Source organism: Mesorhizobium zhangyense (genome assembly GCF_011045115.1).
Lineage (GTDB): Bacteria > Pseudomonadota > Alphaproteobacteria > Rhizobiales > Rhizobiaceae > Mesorhizobium_M > Mesorhizobium_M zhangyense.
The window spans coordinates 202,239-226,763 of record NZ_JAAKZG010000009.1 but is presented as its reverse complement, the minus strand read 5'-3'; the positions used below and the strand labels follow the sequence as shown (position 1 = coordinate 226,763).

The following is a 24,525-nucleotide window of genomic DNA, read 5'->3' as shown; positions in this document are numbered from 1 at the left end:
AAGTAGCGTTGCGTTCGACATCATCAGAATTTGCTGCCTTCATGATCTGCCCGACCGACGGCACGATCTCGCGGGCCATCTCGGCGTCATAATCATATTCCTCCTCATCAGCGCCTTCCGGCTTTGAATTGTCATTGGCTGCGACCAGCGACCAATTTGAGTTCAACGGCTCTTCTTCTGTTTGATCGCGCCATGCCCGCAGTGGCTCAAACTGCTTGGCCTTCTGATTGCGACGCGGTTTCGACGGTGCCGATTTGCGCTCAAGATATGCGGAGAGACCATCGAGGAAGGAGCGGTATTTTGTTTCGTGATCAGGCTGCATCTTTTTCCTCCGGTGTGCGATTGTCATTCGCAGCCACATGCGGCCGCGGTGTCGATACGTGAACGCCAGAAGCGGCTGCGTTAAACCGGTCCAATCCGGTAACGCCATCTGACGGCAAGTGAAAGTCCTTGGTCATTGCTGGAGCCGGGCCGCGCCAGGCGGGCGCTCCTTGTTGGCGATGAGTTCGAAGGGGTGGCATTTGCTTTCCTGTTGATATGCGGTGTCGAAGGGGCGCCCGGTCCCAACCAGACCGGGTGCGAACCCCTTCGCACACTGCTGGGGGTATATAGGGGGTGCGCGAACACCCCAGTTCGAAGGGGTTCGAAGGCGTTCGAAGCGGGGTGCGAAGGTTAGTTCGAAGGCACCCCCCCATAAGTCTCGGAAGCGACGAGAAGACGATTGTACTGACGCGATGGTGGCCCCTCGCTGACAATGCGAATTGTTCCAGCATCAAGCAGGCGCTGCTGTGCGGCGGCCAGATCCTTCTTCGAAACCCCTTTCGCGTCAGGGTGCGTTGCAATTACCTTCGGCGCGTAAGTGGCACTCGGATTGGGACTGAGCCGCTGACCTTGTCTGTTCAATTTAGAAAGTACAGCTATGTAGGTCTTCTCGGCATGCTTATGCAGCAAGCCGGCGATTGCGCTCGGCCTCCCGTCATCGAGTACAAATGCGCCGTCTTGCCACCGCAGCCGCAACTCGGCGCCTACCTTGCCGTAATTTGCCTTCATCGTGCGTAGGATGCGGGCGTCGGGGTCCTCGTCTTTGCCTTCCGGGCGCGTCAGATAAAGTCGACTTCGCGCACTGTTGTTCCACGCCGTCGATCCCGACGACCCGGTGCCAGTTTGCATTCCGGAAACCGACGGATGGGATAGCAAGATGATCGCACAATCAATCTCGATGGCCAGCTTTCGGAGCATCGAAATGAATTGTCGAACCTGATTCCGCTTGATCTCGTCACCGCCGAACAGGTCCGCGCTAGTGTCCAGAACGATAAGCTTCGGCAGGAACGCCCGCGCGTCGACTGCAACGGTAAGCCATAATGGCGTTGGTCGCATCGTGCCGTCCTTCTCCGGAACGGCCAGTAGCGCGTCTCTATCCGCCAGGGGCAAAAGCCTGAAATCGGTTAGGTCGGACATTTGACGGTGGTGCATATTGACTATATCGGCCAGACGTCGATGGAATTCTTCGGCCTCATCTTCTGCACCAACGTACAGGACGCGACCGGCCATCGGGCGAAGCCCCAGCGTGTCGCACTGAAGCGCACCGGCTGCGGCTAGCTGAAGCGCGGCAAGGGATTTGCCAACACCACCGTCGCCATTCAGGATGGTCACCTGCCGCATTGGAACTAGACCTTCGGACCACCACTCACGCGCCGGCACAGGAACGTCCTGCCACTCTGCGGGGCAAAGATAAGGCAGAAAGTTCGTCGGGTTCTCGTTATCGTTATCGGCCTTCGGAGAACCGGATCGAAGATAACCAGCCAGGATCGTGCGATTGCCGCCGGCATCGAACGATACGCTTACGCTGACTCCTTCTGATAAGGATACTGTTCCGCTTCCCCACTTGTCATGAACGACCCGATCACCAGGCACGTAGGCAGATTCTTCTTCAGGCTGCGTCTTCGGTAGCGGCGCCAATGGTCGACTCCATATGATGTGCGGCAAGTTGAGAAATCTGGTCACGAAAAGCCGGCGCCAGTGATGCGCAACGTCGACCGTCCTGCCGATCTGGTGGGTATATCTCCAACCGCGCGGATGGCGTCTTCACGAGGCGCAAGCCGTGAAGCGTGACCGCTGGTCCAAGCTCTAAATCGAATGTCGCAATACGTTGAAATCCCTTGGGCGACGGGCTTTCACCCGTCACTCGAAGATGCCTGATTGCAGGTTCCATCAGGCGGCAGCCTTCAGAAATGCTGCATCCTCGTCCGCGACGGCGGCCTTGAAGGCCTGAATGTTGCAGAAGCGGTTTCCGTCGCAATCGGTTACGAGGCCGTTCGGCTCCTGAATCGCTGCGTAGCCCTCCTCGGTGCTCCGGCCCTCCAGGAGGGCATAGTTCCCACCTGGGCAAATGCGCCAACCGATCACCGCCCGCTCTTCAAAGAAGTGCTCCCGATCAATCACATCTGTGATGATGCCTCGATATCCGGCTGCCGCCGGCACGATCGGCCAGATTTTAGATTCAGGCTCGTTGGTTCGGCCGGTGGCGATGCTGCCATCGGTCATGAGGAATTTGTATTCGCCGTTTCTGAGCTTGGTCAATTTCACCACATGCGCGGTGTTCAAGACGTCGCCGTCATCGAGCGTAATTGTAGACATGGCTTCTCCCTTCCCGCTCATGGCGGGTTACTTGGTAGATTTGGAAAAGATTTAGGCGGCGCGGGCCGCAATGCGTGCGTTAATGAATTCCATTACCTCGGCCTTGACGAAGGCCACCCGTCGCTCACCCAATGGGACCGCGAGCGGGAATTTCCCGATCGCCCGAAGTCTGTTGATAAAAGTGCGCGACAAGCTGGTCATTCTAGCCGCGTCGTTGAGTGAAACGAGAACGACGTTGTCGTTGGCATGCATACGAAATCCTCCTCGCGACCGAACGGAATCCGGGCGCGTAGTTGTGGCGTTGAATAAAAACGGGGATTTTTGGCCAAGGCCGCCGGGTTGCCGTCGCAGTCCACGCGGGGACACTGCGGGTCGGGAAAGCGTCCGACCAACGTTAGCGAAAACCTGCTAGTCACACACTATATAGGGTTTTAGAATCAATTTTCTCAACATGTGCGTCCATTTTATTTATCGTGGACCTATGCCTTCGGCAAACTGGCACAATAGTCCGCCCAGTCAGACATCAGCACTCGCCGCTTGTCCAGCGCATCTCCGCGCCGATAAGCACGCTCAACGGCATCACCGACCGCGTGCGCCAAGGCCGCCTCACCCAGCTCACTGGGGTAATCAGTAGCCTCGATCGTCCAATCCTTAAATGCCGAACGGAAGCCGTGTGGCGTGGCCACCCTCGGCTTTCCATCTGCATCAAGTTGTTTGGGATCGACCCAACCAACGCGACCGGCTTTTAGCTCGGCAACCTGCATACGCTTTATCGTCGCCGAAAGTGTCATGTCGCTAAGCTCTCCGCCTCGCACAGCCGGAAAGACTAGATTGATGCCCTCGAAGCGCGGCACGGCCCGAAGTAGCTTTATTGCAGCGTCTGACAGCGGAACACGGTGCTCCCTGCCCTCTTTCATGCGTTTCGCGGGGACGGTCCACAGTTTCCGTTCAAAGTCGATTTCTGACCAAGTGGTGCCACGCACCTCGCCACTGCGGGCGGCTGTGAAGATGGTGAATTCAAGTGCCCTTGCGCCCGTGCCTTCGATTGCAGCAAGTTTCTTCATGAAGATTGGCATCTGGCTATAGGGCAGCGCCGGATGGTTCGCTGTGTTCGTCAGATCGTCGGGCTTGTGCAGCACGTGTTCCAAGTTGCCTTTCCAGGCGGCTGGATTCTCTCCCGCTCGCAATCCTTCGACGCGCGCTGAGTCCAAAACTCGTTCAAGGCGCTCTCGAAGCTTTTCTGCCGTCTCCTGTTTTTCGCCCCAAAGGGGTCGCAGCACAGAAAGGACATCCTGAACGTCAATATCGGTGATCGCCTTGGTTCGTATCGCGGCGGCATGTTTGGTCAAAGTGTTTCGCCAACCGGCTTCGGTCTTAGCGCCACGCCAGCGGCCCGCCTTAATGGCAGCGTCGATGTAGGCGTCTGCGTAGTCACCGAACGTCTTTACCGAGGCGGATGCCTTGGCCGCCTCGATGGCGCCCGCGCCCCGCCTGTGTTCGACGGGGTCTGTGCCTTGTCGAAGTAGCACCCGAGCATCTTCAGCTTTCCGGCGGGCTTCTGCCAATCCGACTGTGTGTAGCGGGCCAAGGCCCATTTCGCGCCGTTTGCCATTGTAGCGAAAATCAAAGATCCAATACCGGCCAACCCCTTTGCGGACGAGCCAGAGCCCTCCTCCATCGCGCAACTTTTTTGCCTTGCTCGAAGCAATGGCCTTAACTGTGAGGGCATTTTTCGTATGGCTCCCCATCGCGTCTTTCCCCGCTTTATCCCCGCTATTGGGTTGCGCGCTAGCTGTAACCACTATGGACATAATGGACAAGTGAAATGTTTGTTTTCAAGGTGTTGGTAGCACGTTGGTTGCCACAATGGTTCCTTATGGATACCGAAATGTCTCCGGCCCGGGGAGCCACTTTTCCAATTATCTCATCGACGCTTGAATCCGCAGTCTCGCCAAGGCAACGCTTGGAGATGCCGTATGCGAGATGGCCTGGCTAGGTGACACGTCCGCTCGCTCGTCGTCGGCGAGGTGCATGGCTGGTTTCCATTCCCGCCACGCAACGCGATTGAAGGTCTTCAGGCAGTGATCTGGCAGTATTGCTGTCGTTTTCGGACTGTGATCTAAAAGCGCTGCCGGGGGGCGCTTCTAGAATGAAATGCGGTGCGTCTGATGGACGACCACGAAGAGTTTCGTCGCCTTTGCACGACGATCTATGGCTATGGCGCGCAATCCAAAGTGGCCCGAGAGTTTGGCTGGACTTTCCGATCAGTTCACCGTTGGTATCACGGCAAGACATCCGTACCGAAAGAGGTTCTGGACGCACTGAGGCGTAAGACGGAAATCGCGTCGCCTGCTTCGGGCGTCACCTGCAAGGATGCGATCGCACTCCTTTTTACTCGCCTCGTGATTCGCGCGATGAGAGCCGGCTGGCAGGAGAATCAAATCCGGGCGGCCGTCATCGAACTGGCTTCGGACGGCGCCGCGTTCGATATCTAAACTCAGCCGGGCCACTCGATCGCCGGCAGGGAAACATTCAAGAAACCTGACCTTCTCTCCCGCCGAGTGGAACCTTGGGTGCCATTTCGCGTTGTTCCCAATCAACCGGGAAATCTCACAACCTGAAGGAGTGATTCCTCCGCCGCTGGGGCGTGTGGTTCATCATGATCATTCAGCTTCATGTATTTGAGATCCGGCTTACAGGCGCAGATTGAGCGTATTGGCGTCAGGCCGTGCGTGATCTCGAAGCGAATGTCACCGACAAACGGAGATACTGGATGACGGACACTCACTGGTCGAAAAAATATCGAACTCCTCCGCTGGAGGAAATCCAGAGAGTGGGTGCCGATAATTGGGAGGTGTTCAAGCGTCAGGCCGAAGTCATCGAACCCGTGATCTCAAGCCATCTCAAATCGGAATTCGGGTTCTGGCCGTGGTCGAAACCGAGAAAGGTTCTGGATTTCGGCTGCGGCATAGGTCGCGTCGCGCTCAAGATGCACGCGGAGAAGAACTGGCCGACGCATGGCTGCGACGTGAACCGAATCGGGGCCGCCTATCTGCAAAGGCAAATTCCCGAGATTCAGGTCTTTCATACCGAGTATGATCCGCCCCTCCCTTTCGAAGCCCAGACGTTTGACGCCGTCTATTCGGTTTCAGTCTGGACCCATATGCCGGAGGATGCGCAGGACCGCTGGCTGAAAGAGATGGCAAGGATCCTGAAGCCTGGAGGCCTCGCTCTCATCACAACCTCCGGCTACAAAGCCCTGGAAACCCGTCGAAAGCGCGGCGACCCGGGCTGGACCGACATCAAAGACGAGGACCTGAAGGAGCGCGGGTTCATCTACATGGAATACGAGCGCTTTCGCGCACGCAAAACCACCGACTACCCCGGCATCACGGATTCCTACGGCCTCACCGCCCATGACGATGACTACATCCGCCGTCATTGGGGCGAGTTTCTCGACGTGCGGGCGATCAAGCGCGGCGTGATCTCGAATGTTCAGGATCTGGTGATCTGCACGGCAAGAAACGTTCACTAGGCAGCGCTGCATATTACGGGATTCGGGCAGCAAGCGCCCTGCCCCGAATCCCGCCGTTGCTTAGAGCGGTTGAGCTAGCTGAAGAGTTTGGGGCCGATCACCGGTATCGAGTTAGCCGGAGATCCGCACATTGAGGCTTCCTCGGCCCTTGGCGAACAAGGCCTCTGAAAGTCTTGACCGGAAGAATTGCTCTGGCATCCAGAAATAGCAGCACCCGCTGCAAGCATTACACAGATCGCAAGCCGTTGCATTTGCCATCCTCAGTGTATTCATGCCCCCAGGACCATCATCACCGCACAAATCCAAAAGACAAGCCTCTGGTGCGGGCTGCCGGGTCCATGGTTAATTTTCTTAACGATTACGGCCTAGAATCTGCCATAGAGATTTCGGCTTCAACTGAAGGCATCGTAACGGTCCGGCCATGCAAGCACTTGTCTTCCTGCTCTGCGCCTGCGTTTCGCTCGAACCCGCCTATGTGGTGATCGATGGCGATACATTCGTGCTGGCCGGCGAACGCATTCGCATCGCCAACATCGATGCACCGGAATCGCAGGACGCCGGATGCAAGACCGAGAACCAGCTTGCGGAACAGGCAAAGCGGCAACTGGAAAGCCTGCTGGTTACCGGCTTCATCACCGTCAATCGCGGCGATCCGGTCACCGGTCGCCTCAAGGGGCCGGACGGCGATACGCTGGCCACCGTATCGATCGACGGGGCGGATGTCGGCGAGATGATGATCGAGGCCGGCGTGGCCCGCAAAGCGAGTGCCGGATCGGCGAGGCCGGCCGTGCTGCAGGCCTCATCCTCGAACGTGGCCTGCATTCAGGCCACCGCCGGGCGCTGACCTCAGGCAACCCAGTCCAATTCCAGCGCGAGGCCGGGCGGGCTGAAGTCGTTATATCGTTATATACGAATGAGGTATGCATATCGTCTTGCGTGCATCACGCAATCTATGCAATCTCGCCGTGCTCAGATGTACGTGGGCCTCTTTTGAGGCAGTTCATCCGGCCTGGGCTCCGGACGTGCGATTGAGTTCGCACGAGGGAGCCGTTCGCGCGTCCTGCAGCTTCTGCACGTCCGTAGTTTTTCAACATTGGTGACCACGATGCGGTGCGCACCGAAAACTATGGAGAATTCAGATGGTAGCGGAAGCGACGATCAACCAGTTCAGAGCTGGCAATCCCCTTGATATAATTGAACATACGGCGGAACTGCCTGGACAGACAGTTCAATCATTCTCTTCCACCAAGATCGTCTGGGGCAAGAAGAGCGGCAGCTTCTGGGCGCAGGACAGGATCGAGATCGAAGGCCAAAATCTCAGCTATAACCCGCTTACCGGCGTTGCGTCGGGAACGGTGACATCCATAAAGATCATCCCGGCAATCCGCCTTATCATCAACGGTGTCGCTCAGCCAGATCCCCTTGAGATCATCGGCCTGTCGCAACCCGTTGGTCCGATCGCGCAAGCTGTCATGGATGGCAATTACGCGGCGCTGACGGCAATGCTGGATGCACAGCCATTCGTGTATAATGGCAGCTCCGGCAATGACAACGTCACATTCGGAGCGGCTTACGACAAGCTGCACATGGGCGCCGGAAACGACGTGGCCCATGGTGGTGGCGGAAACGATCTTCTCGAGGGCTGGTCGGGTCATGACGTCCTTTATGGCGACGGCGGCGATGACCTGTTTTATGGCAATACCGGCAACGACAAGCTGTTTGGCGGAACCGGCAACGACACGATCTATGCTGCCGAGGATAATGACTATCTCGATGGCGGCGCTGGCAACGACACCATGTATGGCGGCACCGGCAACGACATCTTCGTCGTTTCCTCGACCGGCGACCGGGTGATTGAATCCGCCAGCCAAGGTACTGACACCGTACGTTCCCATATCGACTGGACGCTCGGCGCCAATGTCGAGCGGCTGGAGCTGCAAGGCACGACCAATCTGGTCGGCAACGGCAACAGCCTAGGCAACACAGTGATCGGCAACAGCGGCAATAACGTCCTGCGTGGCGGGGCCGGCAATGATTTGCTGTCCGGTGGCGCGGGCAAGGACACGCTGGTCGGCGGAAGCGGAAATGACGCCTTCCATTTCGACGCGCGATTGGGCTCCACCAACATCGACAAGATTACGGACTACAATGTCGCGCAGGACATGATCCAGCTGGAGAATTCGGTTTTCACCGGTCTCGCGGCTGGCTGGCTTTCGGCGGGCGCTTTTCACACCGGAAGCGCCGCCCACGATTCAACCGACCGGATTATCTACAACAAGACAACCGGCGACCTGTATTTCGACAAGGACGGGCTCGGTGGAGCGGCGGCAACGAAGTTCGCCACGCTCTCGCCCGGACTTGCGATGACTGCGGGCGACTTTTTTGTCGTCTGAAGTCTGAAACGGAACAGACCCGCCACGCCTTTCGGCGTGGCGGGTCTGTGCACGTTCACGCCAGGCGCTCCGGCATCGAAGGGGCGTGGAACCCCGCCATCCTCGTCCAGGAAGGCGGGCTACGTTGCTGTTAACCGCGAGCGAAAAGGGAAGCTCTCATGGCTACGATCACTGTCTCACAATCATTCGGAAGCGACCTGCTCGGCTTCCTGCAGGACGTCATGGAAAATCAGACGAATTCAAGCGGCACCGATTATCGGAAGACATATACGGGGCCAGACGGCTCGTCCTATGTGTCTTTTCGAGGTCAGCCGATCCCGGGCAGCCCCGGCCTGAAAACGATCGATAATATCCAGTTGGTTGCAGCAACCACTGATCTTATCGGCGAGCCCAGCGCGATAACTTTGGGCACAATCACAGGGTTTTCTCTACCTGCGGCCGATGTGCTGGCGGCCGCAAACCAATCACCGCAGGCCCTTCTCAATCTTTTGGGCGACATAACATTCATGGGTAACGCCGGTCGCGACGTCGTCACGCTCGCAGACGGCAACGACGTGCTGCATCTCGGGGCCGGAAATGATGAAGCCCATGGTGGAGCCGGAAACGACCTTCTCGAAGGCTGGTCCGGCCATGACGTCCTTTATGGCGATGCCGGCAATGACTTGTTTTATGGCAATACCGGCAACGACCGTATCTATGGAGGCGACGGCAACGACACGATCCATGCCGGTGAAGACGATGATTACCTCGATGGCGGCGCTGGTGCCGACATCCTGCGCGGCAGCACCGGCGACGATATCTATGTTGTCTCATCGACCGGTGATCAGATCGTTGAATTGGCCGGTGAAGGCACCGACACCGTGCGTTCCCATACCGACTGGACGCTTGGCGCAAATCTTGAGCGGCTGGAACTTCAAGGCAGTGCCAACCTGACCGGCAACGGCAATAGCCTCAAAAACACCCTCATCGGCAATGCCGGCAACAACATCCTGCGCGGCGGGGCTGGCAATGATTTGCTCTCGGGTGGTGCGGGCAAGGACACGCTGGTCGGCGGAACCGGAGGCGACGCCTTTCACTTCAACGCCCCGCTCGGGTCGACCAACATCGACAAGATTACGGACTACAACCTCGCCGACGACATGATCCAGCTTGAGAATGCGGTCTTCACCGGCCTTGCGAATGGCTGGCTTTCGGCGGGGGCCTTTCACACCGGCAGCGCTGCGCATGATGCGAGTGACCGTATCATCTACAACAAGTCCACTGGCGACCTGCTGTTCGATAAGGACGGCCTTGGCGGTGCTGCGGCAACGAAGTTCGCCACGCTCTCGCCGGGACTTGCCATGACGGCCGGAGAGTTTTTCATCGTTTGAGGTGTGCAATGAAAAAAGTCCGCCACACCTTTCAGCGTGGCGGACATGTCTTAGCTTTGGGTGAGGTCGCCAACCTCACCCTTCAAGGTTACACGAGGAAGAAGTCGCCGGCCGTCAGAGCCAGTCCAGGCGTAAGCAGGGCGAATTTGATCGCTGCCGCACCGCCCAGCCCATCCTTGTCGTAGAGAAGGTCGCCGGTCGTCGAGTTGTAGATGATCCGATCGCTCGCATCATGTGCACCGGTGCCGATGTGGAAGGCTCCCGCCGATAGAAAGCCAGCGCCGGTGTTGGTGAAGTAACCGTTGTCCAGTTGCATCGTATCGTCAGCAACATTGTAGTCGTTGACCTTGTCGATGTTGTTCGACCCGAGCGGCGAATTGAAGACGAACGTGTCACGGCCGGCCCCACCCAACAGTGTGTCGGTGCCTTTGCCGCCGTTCAACGTATCGTTACCATCGCCGCCGCGCAGGATGTTCTTGCCGTCATTGCCGACAAGGGTGTTGTTGAGCGTATTGCCGTTGCCGGTGAGGTTTTCCGCACCCTGAAGCAGCAGGCGCTCAAGATTTGCACCGAGCGTCCAGCTGAACGCCACCCGAACCGTGTCGGTGCCCTCGCCCACAGCTTCGATCAATTGATCGCCGGTCGAGGATACGACGTAAGTGTCGTTTCCGGCTCCACCAAGCATGGTGTCGTTACCAGCCGCGCCATCGAGGAAATCATTGCCGCCTCCGCCTTCGAGGCGATTGTTTTTCTCGTTGCCGGTAAGACTATCGGCATGGGCAGACCCGATGAGATTGTCGATACCGGCCAACGTGTCGCCTTCGGCGTCGCCACCGTGACCGATAGTGACATCCTGCAGACCGAGCGTGAGCCCCAGGATCTCAAGCTCATTGTCGCCAGTCTCTGACAGGTTGATCGTCACACCCGCCGAAGACCCGGTGTAAGAGGCGGTATCGTTACCAGCCAGTTCCACCGTTCCAACGCCGAGACTGACATTGAGAATACCGCCGATCAGCACATCGGCGCCCTGGCCGCCGTTGAGCACATCATTGCCGGTCCAGCCCATCAGCAGATCATCGCCGCCGAGCCCGTTTATCTCATCATCTCCTAGCGCCTGAAGTGGCGCGAGAAGCAGTGGGGGTAAGATTTCACCGCTGTTGGTTCCATTGAATGTTGCCATCAGTTCCTCCTGCAACCTGGGCGTCATGATGCCCACACCAAACATCCCATAATTGTGTTGACGTCTAATTGAATGTAATGAGATTTTTATATTATAAATTAATTTAACTTTAATAATTATTACTGTAAAATATGAAAGTAGAGTCAAAGCATAGCCATTTGTATGCTGTCAAAAAGACACTTAATCATTCAGCTTTATTAGCAAGAGCTGAAGCACGAAACCTGTGCGCCCGAAGCGAAAGGCGCTCGGCGCAATGGGTTCTGCTGTTAATCAAGCCGGCTAAAGAGCGGGAGGCGGGCTACGGCGGAAAGCGCCTCGGGTGGCATCGCCTATCGAAACAGGGGAACCCCGACACCTGCGCAATACAGTGCGCTCGGTGAGCCGAAGATGACGATCATGGCGTTCCTGCCAAGGCGCGCGATCAAAGCTTTACGGTGAGAAAGTTTTCTTCCAGGCCAAGTATTCCAAGGCGCGGTATCGAACCGAGCCACTGCACAAGGCAAAAGCCGGGATCGATTGATACCCGGGAAGAATCGCAATCAGCGGGGCAGCGGCCCCTTCTCCAATCCGAACGAAGCAGGTTCTATACGACGAAGAAGTCGTTGGCCGTCATCGCCAGTCCGGGCGAGAGCGTGGCAAACTTCATGGCCGCAACGCCGCCCAGGCCGTCCTTGTCGAACAGCAGGTCGCCCGTCGTCGCGTTGTAGATGATGCGATCGGTGGCATCGTGGGCGCCCGTGCCTGTGTGGAAGGCACCGGCAGCCAGCCAGCCTGTGACCAGGCCCGCAAAGTATTTCGTGTCGAGCTGGATCGTGTCCTGGGCGGGGTTGTAATCATTGATCTTGTCGATGTTGGTCGACCCGAGAGGCTTGTTGAACACGAAGGTGTCATTGCCGGCGCCGCCGACCAGCGTGTCCGATCCCTTGCCGCCGTTCAGCGTGTCGTTGCCGGCCCCGCCACGCAGGATGTTCTTGCCGTCATTGCCGACAAGCGTGTTATTGAGCGTGTTGCCGTTGCCGGTCAGATCGGCAGTGCCAAGAAGCTCCAGCCGCTCGATATTGGCTGCAAGAATCCAGTCGACGTCGGAACGCACCGTGTCGGTACCCTCGCCGGCAAGTTCGATCGTTCGATCACCTGTCGACACGACATATGTATCGTTGCCGGCCTTGCCATCGAGCGTGTTGTTCCAGGAATTCCCCACCAGCATATTGTCGAGAGCATTGCCCGTGCCATTCAGCGCGCGATCGACCAATACGAGCTTTTCGACGTCGTCCGAAAGGGTCCAACTCACGTAGGAATGGACCGCATCGTAACCTTCGCCGGCAAGTTCAATCGTCCTGTCTCCGAGATGCACAATGTAGACATCATCGCCTGTGCCTCCATAAAGCATGTCACCGCCGGCACCCCACAGCGTATCGTTCCCACCCATGCCGTAAAACGTATCATGACCTCCGTAACCCTGCAGTGTGTCGTTGCCGGATCCCAACTGGACGACATCGGAACCTGACGCCCCAACGAATTCAATATCACCGAGGAGGTCGAGAAATGCGTCGATCGACGTAGAAAGAGCATTGTAGCTGTCGACCAAGGAAACCGAGGACTCGATGAATCTTATTATTGGGGCCTTGTCTAGCGTACGGGAGACATAAAATGCCGTGGCCGTGCCAGCGACAGGTATTGGATCATTTTCATTAGCACTCAGATATTCAAAGCCGTAACCGGCCCAGCCTGCGTCAACACCATTTGCTTCTTCACCGCCCTTGTGCATCGAAAGCGTTGTCGCTGATCTATAGGACGTAATCGGACCCTCCCAATCGATATACTCTTGCAACTGGGCGCGAAGATTGCTGTCCTGGCCTTCACGCGCCGTCACTGTGATTTTGGTCATTTTCCCGCTCCTCCTCAGCAACGCTACACTATGTTGATTTTGGCTTCAGGGCCTGCGTCCAGCGTTCGCCAACGGCGATGGCCCTGCTGTCAAAATGGCCAGGTCAAGAAACCGCGCATGGCAAGACCTGATGTCATAATACCAGGACAGATCAGACGATGAAGAAGTCATTGGCGGTCATCGCCAATCCTGGCGAGAGCAAGGCGAATTTCAAGGCTGGCGCACCGCCCGGGCCGTCCTTGTCGAACAGCAGGTCGCCGGTCGTCGCGTTGTAGATGATGCGATCGGTGGCATCGTGGGCGCCTGTGCCAGTATGGAATGCACCGGCAGCCAGCCAGCCGGCGACCAGGCCCGTAAAATACTTCGTGTCGAGCTGGATCGTGTCCTGAGCGGGGTTGTAGTCGTTGATCTTGTCGATGTTGGTCCCGCCGAGAGACCTATTGAACACGAAGGTGTCATTGCCGGCGCCGCCGACCAGCGTGTCCGATCCCTTGCCGCCGCTCAGCGTGTCGTTGCCGGCCCCTCCGCGCAGGATGTTCTTGCCGTCATTGCCGACAAGCGTGTTGTTGAGCGTGTTGCCGTTGCCGGTGAGATCGGCCGGGCCGAGAAACTCCAGTCGCTCGATATTGGCTCCGAGAATCCAGTCGACGTCGGAACGCACCGTGTCGGTGCCCTCGCCGGCAAGTTCGATCGTTCGATCACCGGTCGACACGACATATGTATCGTTGCCGGCCTTGCCATCGAGCGTGTTGTTCCAGGAATTCCCCACCAGCATATTGTCGAGAGCATTGCCCGTGCCATTCAGCGCGCGATTGACCAATACGAGCTTTTCGACGTTGTCCGGCAGGATCCAGCTTCTGTAGGCGTTTACCGTGTCGTAACCTTCGCCGGGCAGCTCGGTGATCGTGTCTCCGGGAACAGTCACAATGTAGACATCATTGCCTGTGCCTCCATAAAGCATATCACCTCCGCCACCCCACAGCGTATCGTTCCCGCCCATGCCGTAAAACGTGTCATGACCTCCGTTACCCCGGAATGTGTCGTTGCCGGATCCCAGCTGGACGAAATCAATCCCCTGCCCTCCAAAGAATTCAATATCACCGAGGAGGTCGAGAAATGCGTCGATCGACGTAGAAAGAGCATTGTAGCTATCGACCAACGAAACCGAGAATTCGCTGAAATTTAGTTCTGGAACCAATCCATCGGAGCGGAAGAGATGGAACTCGGTAGCTATTCCAGAGATAGGGGTCGGGTCATCATCGTTTGTGGTAGCGTATCCAAAGCTGGTTCCACTCCAGTGCGCACGGCCAAACAATCCTTCAGGATCGCCTCTTGTTATAGAAAGCTGGGTCCCGGCCTTTACGACGGTGGTGGGGCCAGCCCAGTCAATATACTCCTGCATTTGGGCGCGAAAGTCGGTACCCATCCACTCTTGGCCAGAGACCTCAATAGTCGTCATCGCCTGGTTCCTCCTCAGGAACCGCTAAACTATGTCAACGTCGGCGTCAGGGCCAGCAGCCACGTGCGGCAAGGCCCTCCCGGCACTCTGAAGACTGACGCGCTCGGCAGCCTACACGACGAAAAGGTCTCCAGCCGTCATCGCCAGTCCGGGTGTGAGCGTTGCGAACTTGATTGCCGCTGCACCGCCCAGGCCGTCCTTGTCGAACAGCAGGTCGCCCGTCGTCTGGTTGTAGATGATGCGGTCGGAAGCATCGTGGGCGCCAGCCCCGGTGTGGAAAGCGCCGGCCGAAAGCCAGCCCGCCGCGAGACCGGTGAAGACGCCATTCTCCAACTGGATCGTGTCCTGCGCGACGTTATAGTCGTTGACCTTGTCTATGTTGGTCGAGCCGAGCGGGGCGTTGAACAGGAACGTGTCGTTGCCGGCTCCGCCGACCAGCGTGTCCGATCCCTTGCCGCCATTCAGCGTGTCGTTGCCGGCCCCGCCACGCAGGATATTCTTGCCGTCATTGCCGACCAGCGTGTTGTTGAGCGTGTTGCCGTTGCCGGTCAGGCTGGCGCTGCCTTGCAGTTCCAGCCGCTCCAGGTTGGCGCCCAGGGTCCAGTCGATATGGGAGCGCGCGGTGTCTGCGCCTTCGCCGGCTGATTCAATGATGCGGTCGCCGGTCGAGGAAACGACATAGATGTCATTGCCGGTGCCGCCATACATGCTGTCCTTGCCGGCCTTGCCATCAAGGAAATCGTGACCGGCCCCGCCATACAGCGCATTGCTGTCGGCATTACCGATAAGCGTATTGGCAAACCTGTTGCCCGTTCCAATCAAATTGCCAGTACCGATCAGCTCAAGCCGTTCGACCTCGTCGGCAAGCGTCCAGTTGATATAGGATCTGACGGTATCGATGCCCTCTCCGGCATACTCGAATGTCTGATCGCCGGTGGACGAGACGATGTAGATGTCATCACCTTCCCCGCCAGTCATCCTGTCCTTGCCGGCGCCACCGTCGAGATAGTCGTTGCCTCCAAGGCCGGACAAACGGTCGTCGCCTTCGCCGCCATAGATATGGTCGACCTCATCGCTGCCCATAATGCCGTCATTGCCTTCGCGGCCATAAATCGTGCTGCCGGAGGAGCCGCCGTAGATGGTGTCGTTGCCCGTGCCGCCGTCGAGAATGTTCGCACCGGAGCCGCCGTAAATCTCGTCGTCGCCGGCTTCGCCATAGACCCAGTTGATCGTGCCCGGACTGTCCCGATGCGTGTCGTCATAATAATCGGCGTAAAGGGTGTCGTTGCCGTCACCGCCGTAAATCCTGTCACTGCCTTCCCAGCCGAAAATCCAATCGTCACCCCCCAGACCGGTGATCGTGTCGTCTCCGGATGTTCCATTGAGGGAATCGTTTCCGGGGCCTCCTGGAATTACTGCCATTTCGTATCATCACCTCGTTGACGGGAAGGTCGGATATGGCGGACCGGAACCTTCTTTCAACCCCTCATTGTATTTTTCGTTGGTCTCGACGGTTGAGGCAAAAGAATTCAACGCACGGCAGAAGCCGCATCGACGGCGGTCCAGGACCGTCGTCGATACGGCATTCCTCAAAGCCGAATTACCCCCTTGGAGCAGACCTACACGATGAAGAACTCGCCCGCGCTGAGGGCGAGACCGGGCGTCAGCGTGGCGAACTTGACGGCTGCCGCGCCGCCGATGCCGTCCTTGTCGAACCAGAGATCCCCGGTCGTCTTGTTGTAGATGATGCGGTCGGAAGCATCGTGCGCCGAGGTGCCAACGTGGAATGCACTCGCAGCCAGCTTGCCGAGGGAAAGGCCGGCAAAGACGGAATCGTCCAGCCGGATCGTGTCGTCGGCAGCGACGTAATCGGTGATCCTGTCGATGTTGGTCGAGCCGAGGCGGGCGTCGAAGACGAAGGTATCGGCTCCCGCGCCGCCCGTCAGCGTGTCCTTGCCCGTGCCACCGACCAGCACATCATTACCGGTACCGCCATCCAGCGTATCATTGCCTGCTCCACCGGACAGCGTATCGTTGCCGCCGCTGCCGCGCAGCACGTTGTTGCCGCTGTTGCCGATGAGCGTGTTGGCAAGCGTATTGCCGTTGCCGGTCAGATTGGCAGTGCCGCGCATTTCAAGGCGTTCGACATTGGCGCCGAGAGTCAGATTGACATAGGCCAGAACCGTATCGGTGCCCTGCCCGGCCAACTCCACCACCTGATCGCCGACATCCGACACGACATAGCGGTCGTTGCCGGCCCCGCCGGCCATGTAGTCATTACCGAGCCCGCCATCGATGGTGTTGTTGCCGGCATTGCCATAGATGGTGTTGTTCAGCGTGTTGCCGGTAGCATTCAGGTTGGTTGCCCCAAGCAGCTCAAGCCGCTCTATATTGCTACCAAGCGTCCAGCTTATATAGGAGAGAACGGTATCAGTGCCTTCGTTTGCGGCTTCGATGGTCTGGTCGCCGGCCGCGGAGACATAGTAGATGTCGTTGCCGGTGCCGCCCTGCATACGATCGTTGCCGGAGCCCCCGTTGAGCGTGTCGTTGCCTTCCATTCCGTAGAGAATGTCATTGCCGGCACCGCCGTTGAGGTTGTCATCCCCACTGTACCCATTGAGCGTATCGCCACCATTGCCCCCGAACAGGACGTCGCCGTAGAAATTGGAACCGTGGACCGTCAGATCTGCCGAATTGGTGTTGAAGATGAAGTGCGATGCGTTCAGCGCCGCCTTCGAGACGCCATTCAGCGTGATCCATTCCGAAGTACCACCAAAGCCGAGCTTGATGACGGCATTGCCATTGGCATCCTGCGTGATGAAACGCGACAGCGTGCCGAAGTCGGCGACATTAAACAGTGACAGGTCGATCTTGTCCCCCGCCTTGAGGTCGGCAATCGTATCCCGGCCGAACTCTCGAGCAGTGTATGCAAATGTGTCGTCGCCGGCGCCGCCGACCAGGATGTCATCACCGGTCATGCCGTTGAGTTTGTCGTTGCCGGCGCCGCCGCTCAGCGTATCGCTGCCGCTCAGGCCGTTCAGCGTATCGTTGCCGTTGCCGCCGAACAGGATGTCGCCGTAGAAATTGGTGCCGTTAACCGTCAGCGCTGCCGGATTGGTGTTGAAGATGAAGCTCGATCCGTTGAGCGACGCCTTCGAGACGCCTTCCAGCGTGATCCATTCATAGCTGCCGCCGAAGCCGAGCTTGATAACGGCATTGCCAAGCGAATCCTGGGTAATGAACCGCGACAGGGTGGCGAAGTCTGCAACATTGAACCGCGACAGATCGATCTTGTCGGTACCCGGCGCAAAGTCCTTGATCGTATCCCGACCGAACTCGCGGGCAGTATAGGCAAATATATCGCTGCCCGCACCACCGATCAGCGTGTCATCGCCAGACATGCCGATGAGCTTGTCGTTGCCTGCACCACCATTCAGCGTATCGCTGCCGCTGAGGCCGTTCAATGTGTCGTCGCCATTGCCGCCGAACAGGACATCACTGTAGAACTCGGTGCCGTTGACCGTGAGGCCTATCGAACTGGTGTTGAAGATGAAGCTCGACGCTTTCAGCGTCGAAGCCGGAACACCTTCCAGCGTGATCCACTCATAGCCGCCACCAAAGCCGAGCTTGATCACGGCATTGCCGAGGCTGTCCGTGGAAATGTAGCGTGACAAGGTCGCGAAATCGGCCACGTTGAGCGCCGAAAGATCGATCCTGTCCTGCCCGACCGTGAAGTCCTTGATCGTATCACGACCGAACTCACGGGCGGTGTAGGCGAAGATGTCGTTGCCGGCTCCGCCCACCAGCGTATCGTCGCCCGCCATGCCAATGAGCATGTCGTTGCCCGCGCCACCATTCAGAGTATCGGCGCCACTGTAACCGTTCAGCGTGTCGTCGCCGTTGCCGCCGAACAGTACATCGCTATAGAAATTGGTGCCATTGACCGTCAGGGCTGCCGGATTGGTGTTGAAGATAAAGCTCGACGAAGTCAGCGTCGAAGCGATTACACCTTCCAGTGTGATCCACTCATTGCTGCCGCCGAAGCCGAGCTTGATCACGGCATTGCCGAGACTGTCCGTGAAGATGTAGCGCGACAGTGTATCGAAGTCGGCAATATTCAGGGCCGACAGGTCAATCCTGTCCTGCCCGAGCGTAAAGTCCTTGATCGTGTCCCGGCCGAACTCGCGAGTGGTGTAAGCAAAAATGTCGTTGCCCGCGCCGCCGATCAGCGTGTCGTCGCCGCGCATGCCATTGAGGGTGTCGTCGCCGCCCTTGCCGTCAATTGTATCACCCGAACTCGTCCCCACGAGATTTGGGTTATTGCCATCGTCACCGTTAATTGTTGCCATGTATTGTTCCCATATCTGGATAGGCAATATTCCTCACACAACACGCCTCCCAAGCATTAGCCAGGCGAAGGTGATATCAACTCGAGATCGAATTTGGTGAAGGTTATGCCAACCTATGATTTCTAACGCCCCGACATCTCGCGATGTCATACCCCTGTTTCTTCATGTCCCTGACAGACGGCATCGACCCGGAAAAGATCAACCGGATTTTGCCAAGAAACCCCTCCTTTCACTTCTTCTGGATAGTCCGTTTAGACTCGCACTCTCCGCCAATTACTTGGAGGAAAATTCTTATTGCACAACTTACGGGACGTCGCAATTCGCGCAATACGGGCAATCGTCGACTTGAACTTGAGAAAATCGGGGAACGGCCTCGCCGCTAAAAAATCAAAGCCCGCCACTCCTTTCGGAGTGGCGGGCTTTTTTGTACTTCAGACCTCAGACGATGAAGAACTCACCCGCGCTGAGGGCGAGACCGGGCGTCAGCGTCGCGAATTTGACGGCTGCCGCGCCGCCGAGGCCGTCCTTGTCGAACCAGAGATCCCCGGTCGTCTTGTTGTAGATGATGCGGTCGGAAGCATCGTGCGCCGAGGTGCCAACGTGGAATGCACTCGCAGCCAGCTTGCCGAGGGAAAGGCCGGCAAAGACGGAATCGTCCAGCCGGATCGTGTCGTCGGCAGCGACGTAATCGGTGATCCTATCGATGTTGGTCGAGCCAAGGCGGGCGTCGAAGACGAAGGTATCGGCTCCCGCGCCGCCCGTCAGCGAGTCGCTGCCGTTACCACCCACAAGCGTGTCGTTGCCTGCGCCGCCTGACACCGTGTCGTTGCCATCGCCGCCGCGCAGCACATTGTTGCCGCTGTTGCCAACGAGCGTGTTGGCGAGCGAATTGCCGTTGCCGCTCAGATTGGCAGTGCCGCGCATTTCGAGCCGTTCGACATTGGCACCGAGGCTCAAATTGACATAGGCCAGAACCGTATCGGTGCCCTGCCCGGCCAACTCCACCACCTGGTCGCCGACAGCCGAGACGACATAGCGGTCGTTGCCCGCGCCGCCCGCCATGTAGTCGTTGCCGACACCGCCATCGATGGTGTTGTTGCCGGCATTGCCATAGATGGTGTTGTTCAGCGTGTTGCCATTGGCATTCAGGTTCTCCGTCCCGAGCAGTTCGAGCCGCTCGATATTGGCACCCAATGCCCAGCTGATGTAGGAGCGAACGGTATCGGTGCCTTCATTTGCGGCTTCGATGGTCTGGTCGCCTGCCGCGGAGACATAGTAGATGTCGTTGCCCGTGCCACCCTGCATGCGGTCGTTGCCGGAACCACCATTGAGCGTGTCGTGGCCTTCCATTCCGTAGAGAATGTCATTGCCGGCACCGCCGTTCAGGTTGTCATCACCGCTGTACCCATTGAGCGTATCACCGCCATTACCGCCGAACAGGACGTCATCGTAGATGCTGGTGCCATTGACCGTCAGGGCCGCCGCATTCGTATTGAAGATGAAGTGCGATGCATTCAGCGCCGCCTTCGAGACACCGTTCAGCGTGATCCATTCATAGCTGCCGCCGAAACCGAGCTTGATGACAGCATTGCCGTTGGCATCCTGCGTGATGAAGCGCGACAGCGTGGCGAAATCGGCGACGTTCAGCAACGACAGGTCGATCTTGTCGCCGCTCTTGAGGTCGGCAATCGTATCCCGGCCGAATTCGCGGGCCAGGAAAGCGAAGGTGTCGTTGCCTGCGCCACCAATCAGCATGTCGTTGCCGGTCATGCCGATGAGCTTGTCGTTGCCGGCACCGCCGCTCAGCGTGTCGTCGCCGCTCTGCCCGTTCAGCGTGTCATGACCATTGCCGCCGAACAGGACATCGTCATAGATGGTGGTGCCGTTGACCGTAAGATTTGCCGGATTGGTGTTGAAGATAAAGCTCGACGAAGTCAGCGACGCCTTCGAGACGCCTTCCAGCGTGATCCATTCATAGCTGCCGCCGAAGCCGAGCTTGATGACGGCATTGCCAAGCGAATCCTGGGTGATGAACCGCGACAGGGTGGTGAAGTCTGCGACATTCAACAGCGACAGGTCGATCTTGTCGGTACCGGGTGCGAAATCCTTGATCGTATCCCGGCCAAACTCGCGATCGGTATAGGCAAAGGTGTCGCTCCCGGCGCCACCCACCAGCGTATCGTCGCCAGTCATGCCGATAAGCTTGTCATTGCCGGCGCCGCCGTTCAGCGTATCGCCGCCACTCTGGCCGTTCAGCGTGTCGTTGCCGTTGCCGCCAAACAGCACATCATCATAGATGGTGGTGCCGTTGACCGTAAGGCCCGCCGGATTGGTGTTGAAGATGAAGCTGGATGCGCCCAGCGACGCCTTCGAAACGCCTTCCAGCGTGATCCATTCATAGCTGCCGCCGAAGCCGAGCTTGATGACGGCGTTGCCGAGGCTGTCCGTGGTTATGTAACGCGAAAGGGTCGCGAAATCGGCCACGTTGAGCGCCGACAAATCGATCTTGTCGGTACCCGGCACGAAATCCTTGATCGTATCCCTGCCGAACTCGCGACCGATGTAGGCAAAGGTGTCACTGCCGGCACCGCCGACCAGCGTATCGTCGCCACCCATGCCGATGAGCTTGTCATTGCCGGCGCCGCCGTTCAGCGTATCGCCGCCACTCTGGCCGTTCAGCGTGTCGTTGCCGTTGCCGCCAAACAGCACATCATCATAGATGGTGGTGCCATTGACGGTCAGATCCGAGGAGCTGCCGTTGAAGATAAAGCTCGACGCATTCAGCGACGAGGCCGAAACGCCCTCCAGCGTGATCCATTCATAGCTGCCGCCGTAGCCGAGCTTGATAACGGCATTGCCGAGGCTGTCGGTGAAGATGTAGCGCGACAGCGTGGCGAAATCGGCCACGTTGAGCGCCGACAGATCGATCTTGTCGCTGACGGGCGTGAAGCCGGAAATGGTCTCCTTGCCCCAGCCGCGGGTCGCAAATGTGTGAGTAGTCATGTGTGTTGGTCCCACGTTCTGTTGGCAAAAACTTCCCGAGCCCTCCCCGACATCCGGACGGACATCGACGGGCAGGTTCACTCAGGATCGAATTTGCTGAAGGTTGTTCTGACGTTCTTGTTCAGAAGGCCCGGACATCTCGCTGTTTCGCGTCCGGGTATTCTTGTTTCCTTGGCATCCATATCGAGCTTCATGCCTGGCCGGGAGAAACCTCGCGTCAGGCCACGCAGAAATCGATTATTCGATAAGTGCCAAAGAGCCTCCTTTCACTCTACCGATAGTCTGGTTCAGGCTCGCTACGTGCGGCCGGTTACTTGGGGGCGAATCTTTATTGCACAACTTACCGCACCCCGCAATTCGCGTAATACGGGAAGTCGCTTATTTCAAATACCTCAAAAGGATGAGGCCGCGCGATCAGCTCTGCCGGATGGCGGCAGACTTCCAAGGGTTGCCGGCAAGCAGCGCCCGGCACGGAAATTTCCTGTTCACCTCCCTTCGGAGGTACTTCCCATGCACGGTCTGTTGCAATGTTGTGGCAGGATTGCCGTGATTCGAGGTCAAGTTGCGGTCGCAGGGAGTGAACAGTGGCTTCTCCAACTCAGAACTATGTGCCGGTTTCAGACGTCAATCCTGCCGTGGCAGGCAACGCCATCTCTCTGATCTACGGTGCCAAATGGGGCGGCGGCGCAGGCACCGGCGTGACCCTGACCTACAGCTTTCCGACCGGAACAGCCTACCACATCACCCCTTATTCGAGCAGCTACGAATGGGATAGCTGGTCGCAGCTCTCCACCGGCGAACGAGCGGCGGTGCGTGACGTCCTTTCGGCCTGGTCGAATTCCGCCAACATCCGTTTCACCGAAGTTGCCGACAATTCGTCGACGGTCGGGGAACTGCGCTTTGCCTATACGGAAAATATCGACGCAACCGCTGCCGCCTATGCCTATCTGCCGGTCGATCATCCTTCGGCCGGTGATGTCTGGTTTAGTTGGACTGACTTCAACCCGACTGGGAGCGCGAATATCGCTCGTGGCACCTTTGACTACTACTCGATCCTGCACGAGGTGGGCCATACGCTCGGTTTGAAGCACCCGTTCGCGGGAGAGAACACCATCCCGGAAAATCTCGACAATCTCTTCTATACCGTCATGAGCTACACTGCTTCGCCCTGGTCGGTGCAAGATGATAACTACGCGTCATTCTATCCAACCACGCCGATGTATTACGACCTTCTGGCGATCCAGGCGCTTTACGGCAAGAACACCACGATCAACAGCGGCAATTCCACCTACACTTTCAATGACGGCACGCGTTACTGGCAAGCAATCAACGACAGCGCCGGCCACGACAGGATCGTCTACAACGGCTCGGAAAACAGTTCGATCAACCTTAATCCCGGAAGCTTCAGCGACCTGAGCGAGGCGATCTTCTTCACTGACGGGCAATCCTCGCGATCCACCGTGACGATCGGACCCGGCGTCGTCATAGAAGACGCCCGTGGCGGCAGCGGCCACGACACGCTCACCGGCAACGGTGTCGCCAACTACCTCGATGGCGGCGCAGGCAACGACAGGCTCGTCGGCAATGCCGGCAACGATACGCTGAACGGCGGCATCGGCAACGACACCATGATCGGGGGTACCGGCAACGACATCTATATCGTGTCGTCTACCGGCGATCGGACAATCGAATCCGCCGGCCAGGGCACCGACATTGTGCGGGCCTATACCCACTGGACACTCGGAGCCAATATCGAGCGGCTGGAGTTGCAGGGAACCGCCAATCTTGTCGGGACAGGCAACAGCCTGAACAACACGATCGTCGGCAACAGCGGTGCCAACACACTGCGGGGTGCTGCCGGCCACGATTACCTGACCGGTGGTGCCGGGGCTGACACCGCTTATGGCGGCACCGGCAACGACACCTATATCGTCACCTCCGCAGGCGACCGGACCATCGAACTCGCCGGCGAAGGTTCGGACGTGGTCAAATCCTCGGTCGACTGGACACTGGCTGCGAATATCGAGCGCCTCGAGCTTATGGGCACCAGCAATCTCACCGGCAACGGCAACGGGTCCAACAACACCCTCATCGGCAACAGCGGAACCAATGTCCTGCGGGGCGCTGCCGGCAACGATCGCATTGTCGGCGGTGGCGGCAAGGACACACTGGTGGGCGGCTCAGGCAACGACACGTTCCTGTTCAACGCCGCGCACAGTGTCACCAACATCGACAAGATCACCGATTACAACCCGGCCCAGGACACGATCCAGCTGGAGAACGCCATCTTCACCGGCCTCGCAGCGGGCTGGCTGGCGACGGTGGCGTTCCACATCGGCACTGCCGCGCATGACGCCAACGACCGCATCATCTATAACAGCGCGAATGGCGACCTGCTCTTCGACCGCGACGGAAGCGGCAGCGGCGGCACCATCAAATTCGCCTCGATCTCGGCCGGACTGGCTGTGACGGCCGGCGACTTCTTTATCGTGTAGTGAAGACCGCGTTATCAGGACAGCCACAGCGCTCGACCGCAGGCGTCATCGCCCGGAGCCGGAAGTAAAACCCTCCGATCGAAGAATACCGAGAGCCGACGACGCTCTGTCTGGCCTGCGTAGTGCCGGACATGAAGTGAGCCGACGTTCCCATCCTCTTTAGCCCGACGTTTATTGATAGCGCCAGTCCGGCCTCATCATGAGCGCGCCCAGATC

16 protein-coding genes and 1 pseudogene are annotated in these 24,525 nt (G+C 58.1%); 6 read left to right on the top strand and 11 right to left on the bottom strand.

Annotated features, from left to right (window positions below; genetic code table 11):
* The 5 genes and pseudogenes from G6N74_RS20680 to G6N74_RS20660 all read right to left on the bottom strand — a co-directional run.
* A pseudogene (locus G6N74_RS20680) lies at positions 1–322 on the bottom strand (hypothetical protein); the annotation flags it as partial.
* A gap of 350 nt (positions 323–672) precedes the next feature.
* Positions 673–1,959, bottom strand: coding sequence for an AAA family ATPase (locus G6N74_RS20675; RefSeq protein WP_246245835.1), 1,287 nt, complete (start codon positions 1,957–1,959; stop codon positions 673–675).
* 252 nt (positions 1,960–2,211) lie between these two features.
* Positions 2,212–2,658, bottom strand: a complete 447-nt coding sequence (locus G6N74_RS20670; protein ID WP_165119903.1) for a hypothetical protein — start codon at positions 2,656–2,658, stop codon at positions 2,212–2,214.
* Positions 2,659–2,688: 30 nt separating this feature from the next.
* Entirely contained in the window at positions 2,689–2,889 is a 201-nt protein-coding gene (locus tag G6N74_RS20665) for a helix-turn-helix transcriptional regulator (protein WP_165119902.1), read from the bottom strand.
* A 227-nt stretch (positions 2,890–3,116) separates the two neighbouring features.
* A complete protein-coding gene (locus G6N74_RS20660; RefSeq protein ID WP_165119901.1) occupies positions 3,117–4,385 on the bottom strand; it encodes a tyrosine-type recombinase/integrase in 1,269 nt (422 codons plus the stop codon).
* Between the two features lie 420 nt (positions 4,386–4,805).
* Between G6N74_RS20660 and G6N74_RS20655 the strand changes: the two genes are divergently transcribed.
* From G6N74_RS20655 to G6N74_RS20635, 5 genes are all read left to right on the top strand, one after another.
* Positions 4,806–5,132, top strand: a complete 327-nt coding sequence (locus tag G6N74_RS20655; RefSeq protein ID WP_165119900.1) for a helix-turn-helix domain-containing protein — start codon at positions 4,806–4,808, stop codon at positions 5,130–5,132.
* Positions 5,133–5,410: 278 nt separating this feature from the next.
* Positions 5,411–6,172 (top strand): class I SAM-dependent methyltransferase, encoded by a 762-nt coding sequence (locus G6N74_RS20650; RefSeq protein WP_165119899.1) that lies wholly within the window; start codon positions 5,411–5,413, stop codon positions 6,170–6,172.
* 421 nt (positions 6,173–6,593) lie between these two features.
* Positions 6,594–7,016, top strand: a complete 423-nt coding sequence (locus G6N74_RS20645; RefSeq protein WP_165119898.1) for a thermonuclease family protein — start codon at positions 6,594–6,596, stop codon at positions 7,014–7,016.
* 295 nt (positions 7,017–7,311) lie between these two features.
* Complete coding sequence (locus G6N74_RS20640; protein WP_165119897.1) at positions 7,312–8,565, top strand: calcium-binding protein; 1,254 nt, start codon at positions 7,312–7,314, stop codon at positions 8,563–8,565.
* Positions 8,566–8,723: 158 nt separating this feature from the next.
* On the top strand, positions 8,724–9,935 hold the full coding sequence (locus tag G6N74_RS20635) for a calcium-binding protein (RefSeq protein ID WP_165119896.1): 1,212 nt from the start codon (positions 8,724–8,726) through the stop codon (positions 9,933–9,935).
* 88 nt (positions 9,936–10,023) lie between these two features.
* On the opposite strand, the gene G6N74_RS20630 is transcribed toward G6N74_RS20635, so the two are convergent.
* The 6 genes from G6N74_RS20630 to G6N74_RS31205 form a co-directional block, all read right to left on the bottom strand.
* Positions 10,024–11,115, bottom strand: coding sequence for a calcium-binding protein (locus G6N74_RS20630; RefSeq protein WP_165119895.1), 1,092 nt, complete (start codon positions 11,113–11,115; stop codon positions 10,024–10,026).
* Positions 11,116–11,698: 583 nt separating this feature from the next.
* Positions 11,699–13,003 (bottom strand): calcium-binding protein, encoded by a 1,305-nt coding sequence (locus G6N74_RS31225; RefSeq protein ID WP_165119894.1) that lies wholly within the window; start codon positions 13,001–13,003, stop codon positions 11,699–11,701.
* A 151-nt stretch (positions 13,004–13,154) separates the two neighbouring features.
* Positions 13,155–14,405, bottom strand: a complete 1,251-nt coding sequence (locus G6N74_RS31220) for a calcium-binding protein (RefSeq protein WP_281354020.1) — start codon at positions 14,403–14,405, stop codon at positions 13,155–13,157.
* A 168-nt stretch (positions 14,406–14,573) separates the two neighbouring features.
* A complete protein-coding gene (locus tag G6N74_RS31215) occupies positions 14,574–15,884 on the bottom strand; it encodes a calcium-binding protein (protein WP_165119892.1) in 1,311 nt (436 codons plus the stop codon).
* A 197-nt stretch (positions 15,885–16,081) separates the two neighbouring features.
* On the bottom strand, positions 16,082–18,811 hold the full coding sequence (locus G6N74_RS31210) for a M10 family metallopeptidase C-terminal domain-containing protein (RefSeq protein WP_165119891.1): 2,730 nt from the start codon (positions 18,809–18,811) through the stop codon (positions 16,082–16,084).
* Between the two features lie 438 nt (positions 18,812–19,249).
* Positions 19,250–21,814 carry a calcium-binding protein gene (locus tag G6N74_RS31205; RefSeq protein WP_165119890.1) on the bottom strand — a complete coding sequence of 855 codons (2,565 nt, stop codon included), beginning with the start codon at positions 21,812–21,814 and terminating at the stop codon, positions 19,250–19,252.
* Positions 21,815–22,398: 584 nt separating this feature from the next.
* Between G6N74_RS31205 and G6N74_RS31200 the strand changes: the two genes are divergently transcribed.
* Positions 22,399–24,309: a M10 family metallopeptidase gene (locus G6N74_RS31200; RefSeq protein ID WP_165119889.1), complete on the top strand. Its 1,911-nt coding sequence runs from the start codon at positions 22,399–22,401 to the stop codon at positions 24,307–24,309.
* The last annotated feature ends 216 nt before the right edge of the window (positions 24,310–24,525 follow it).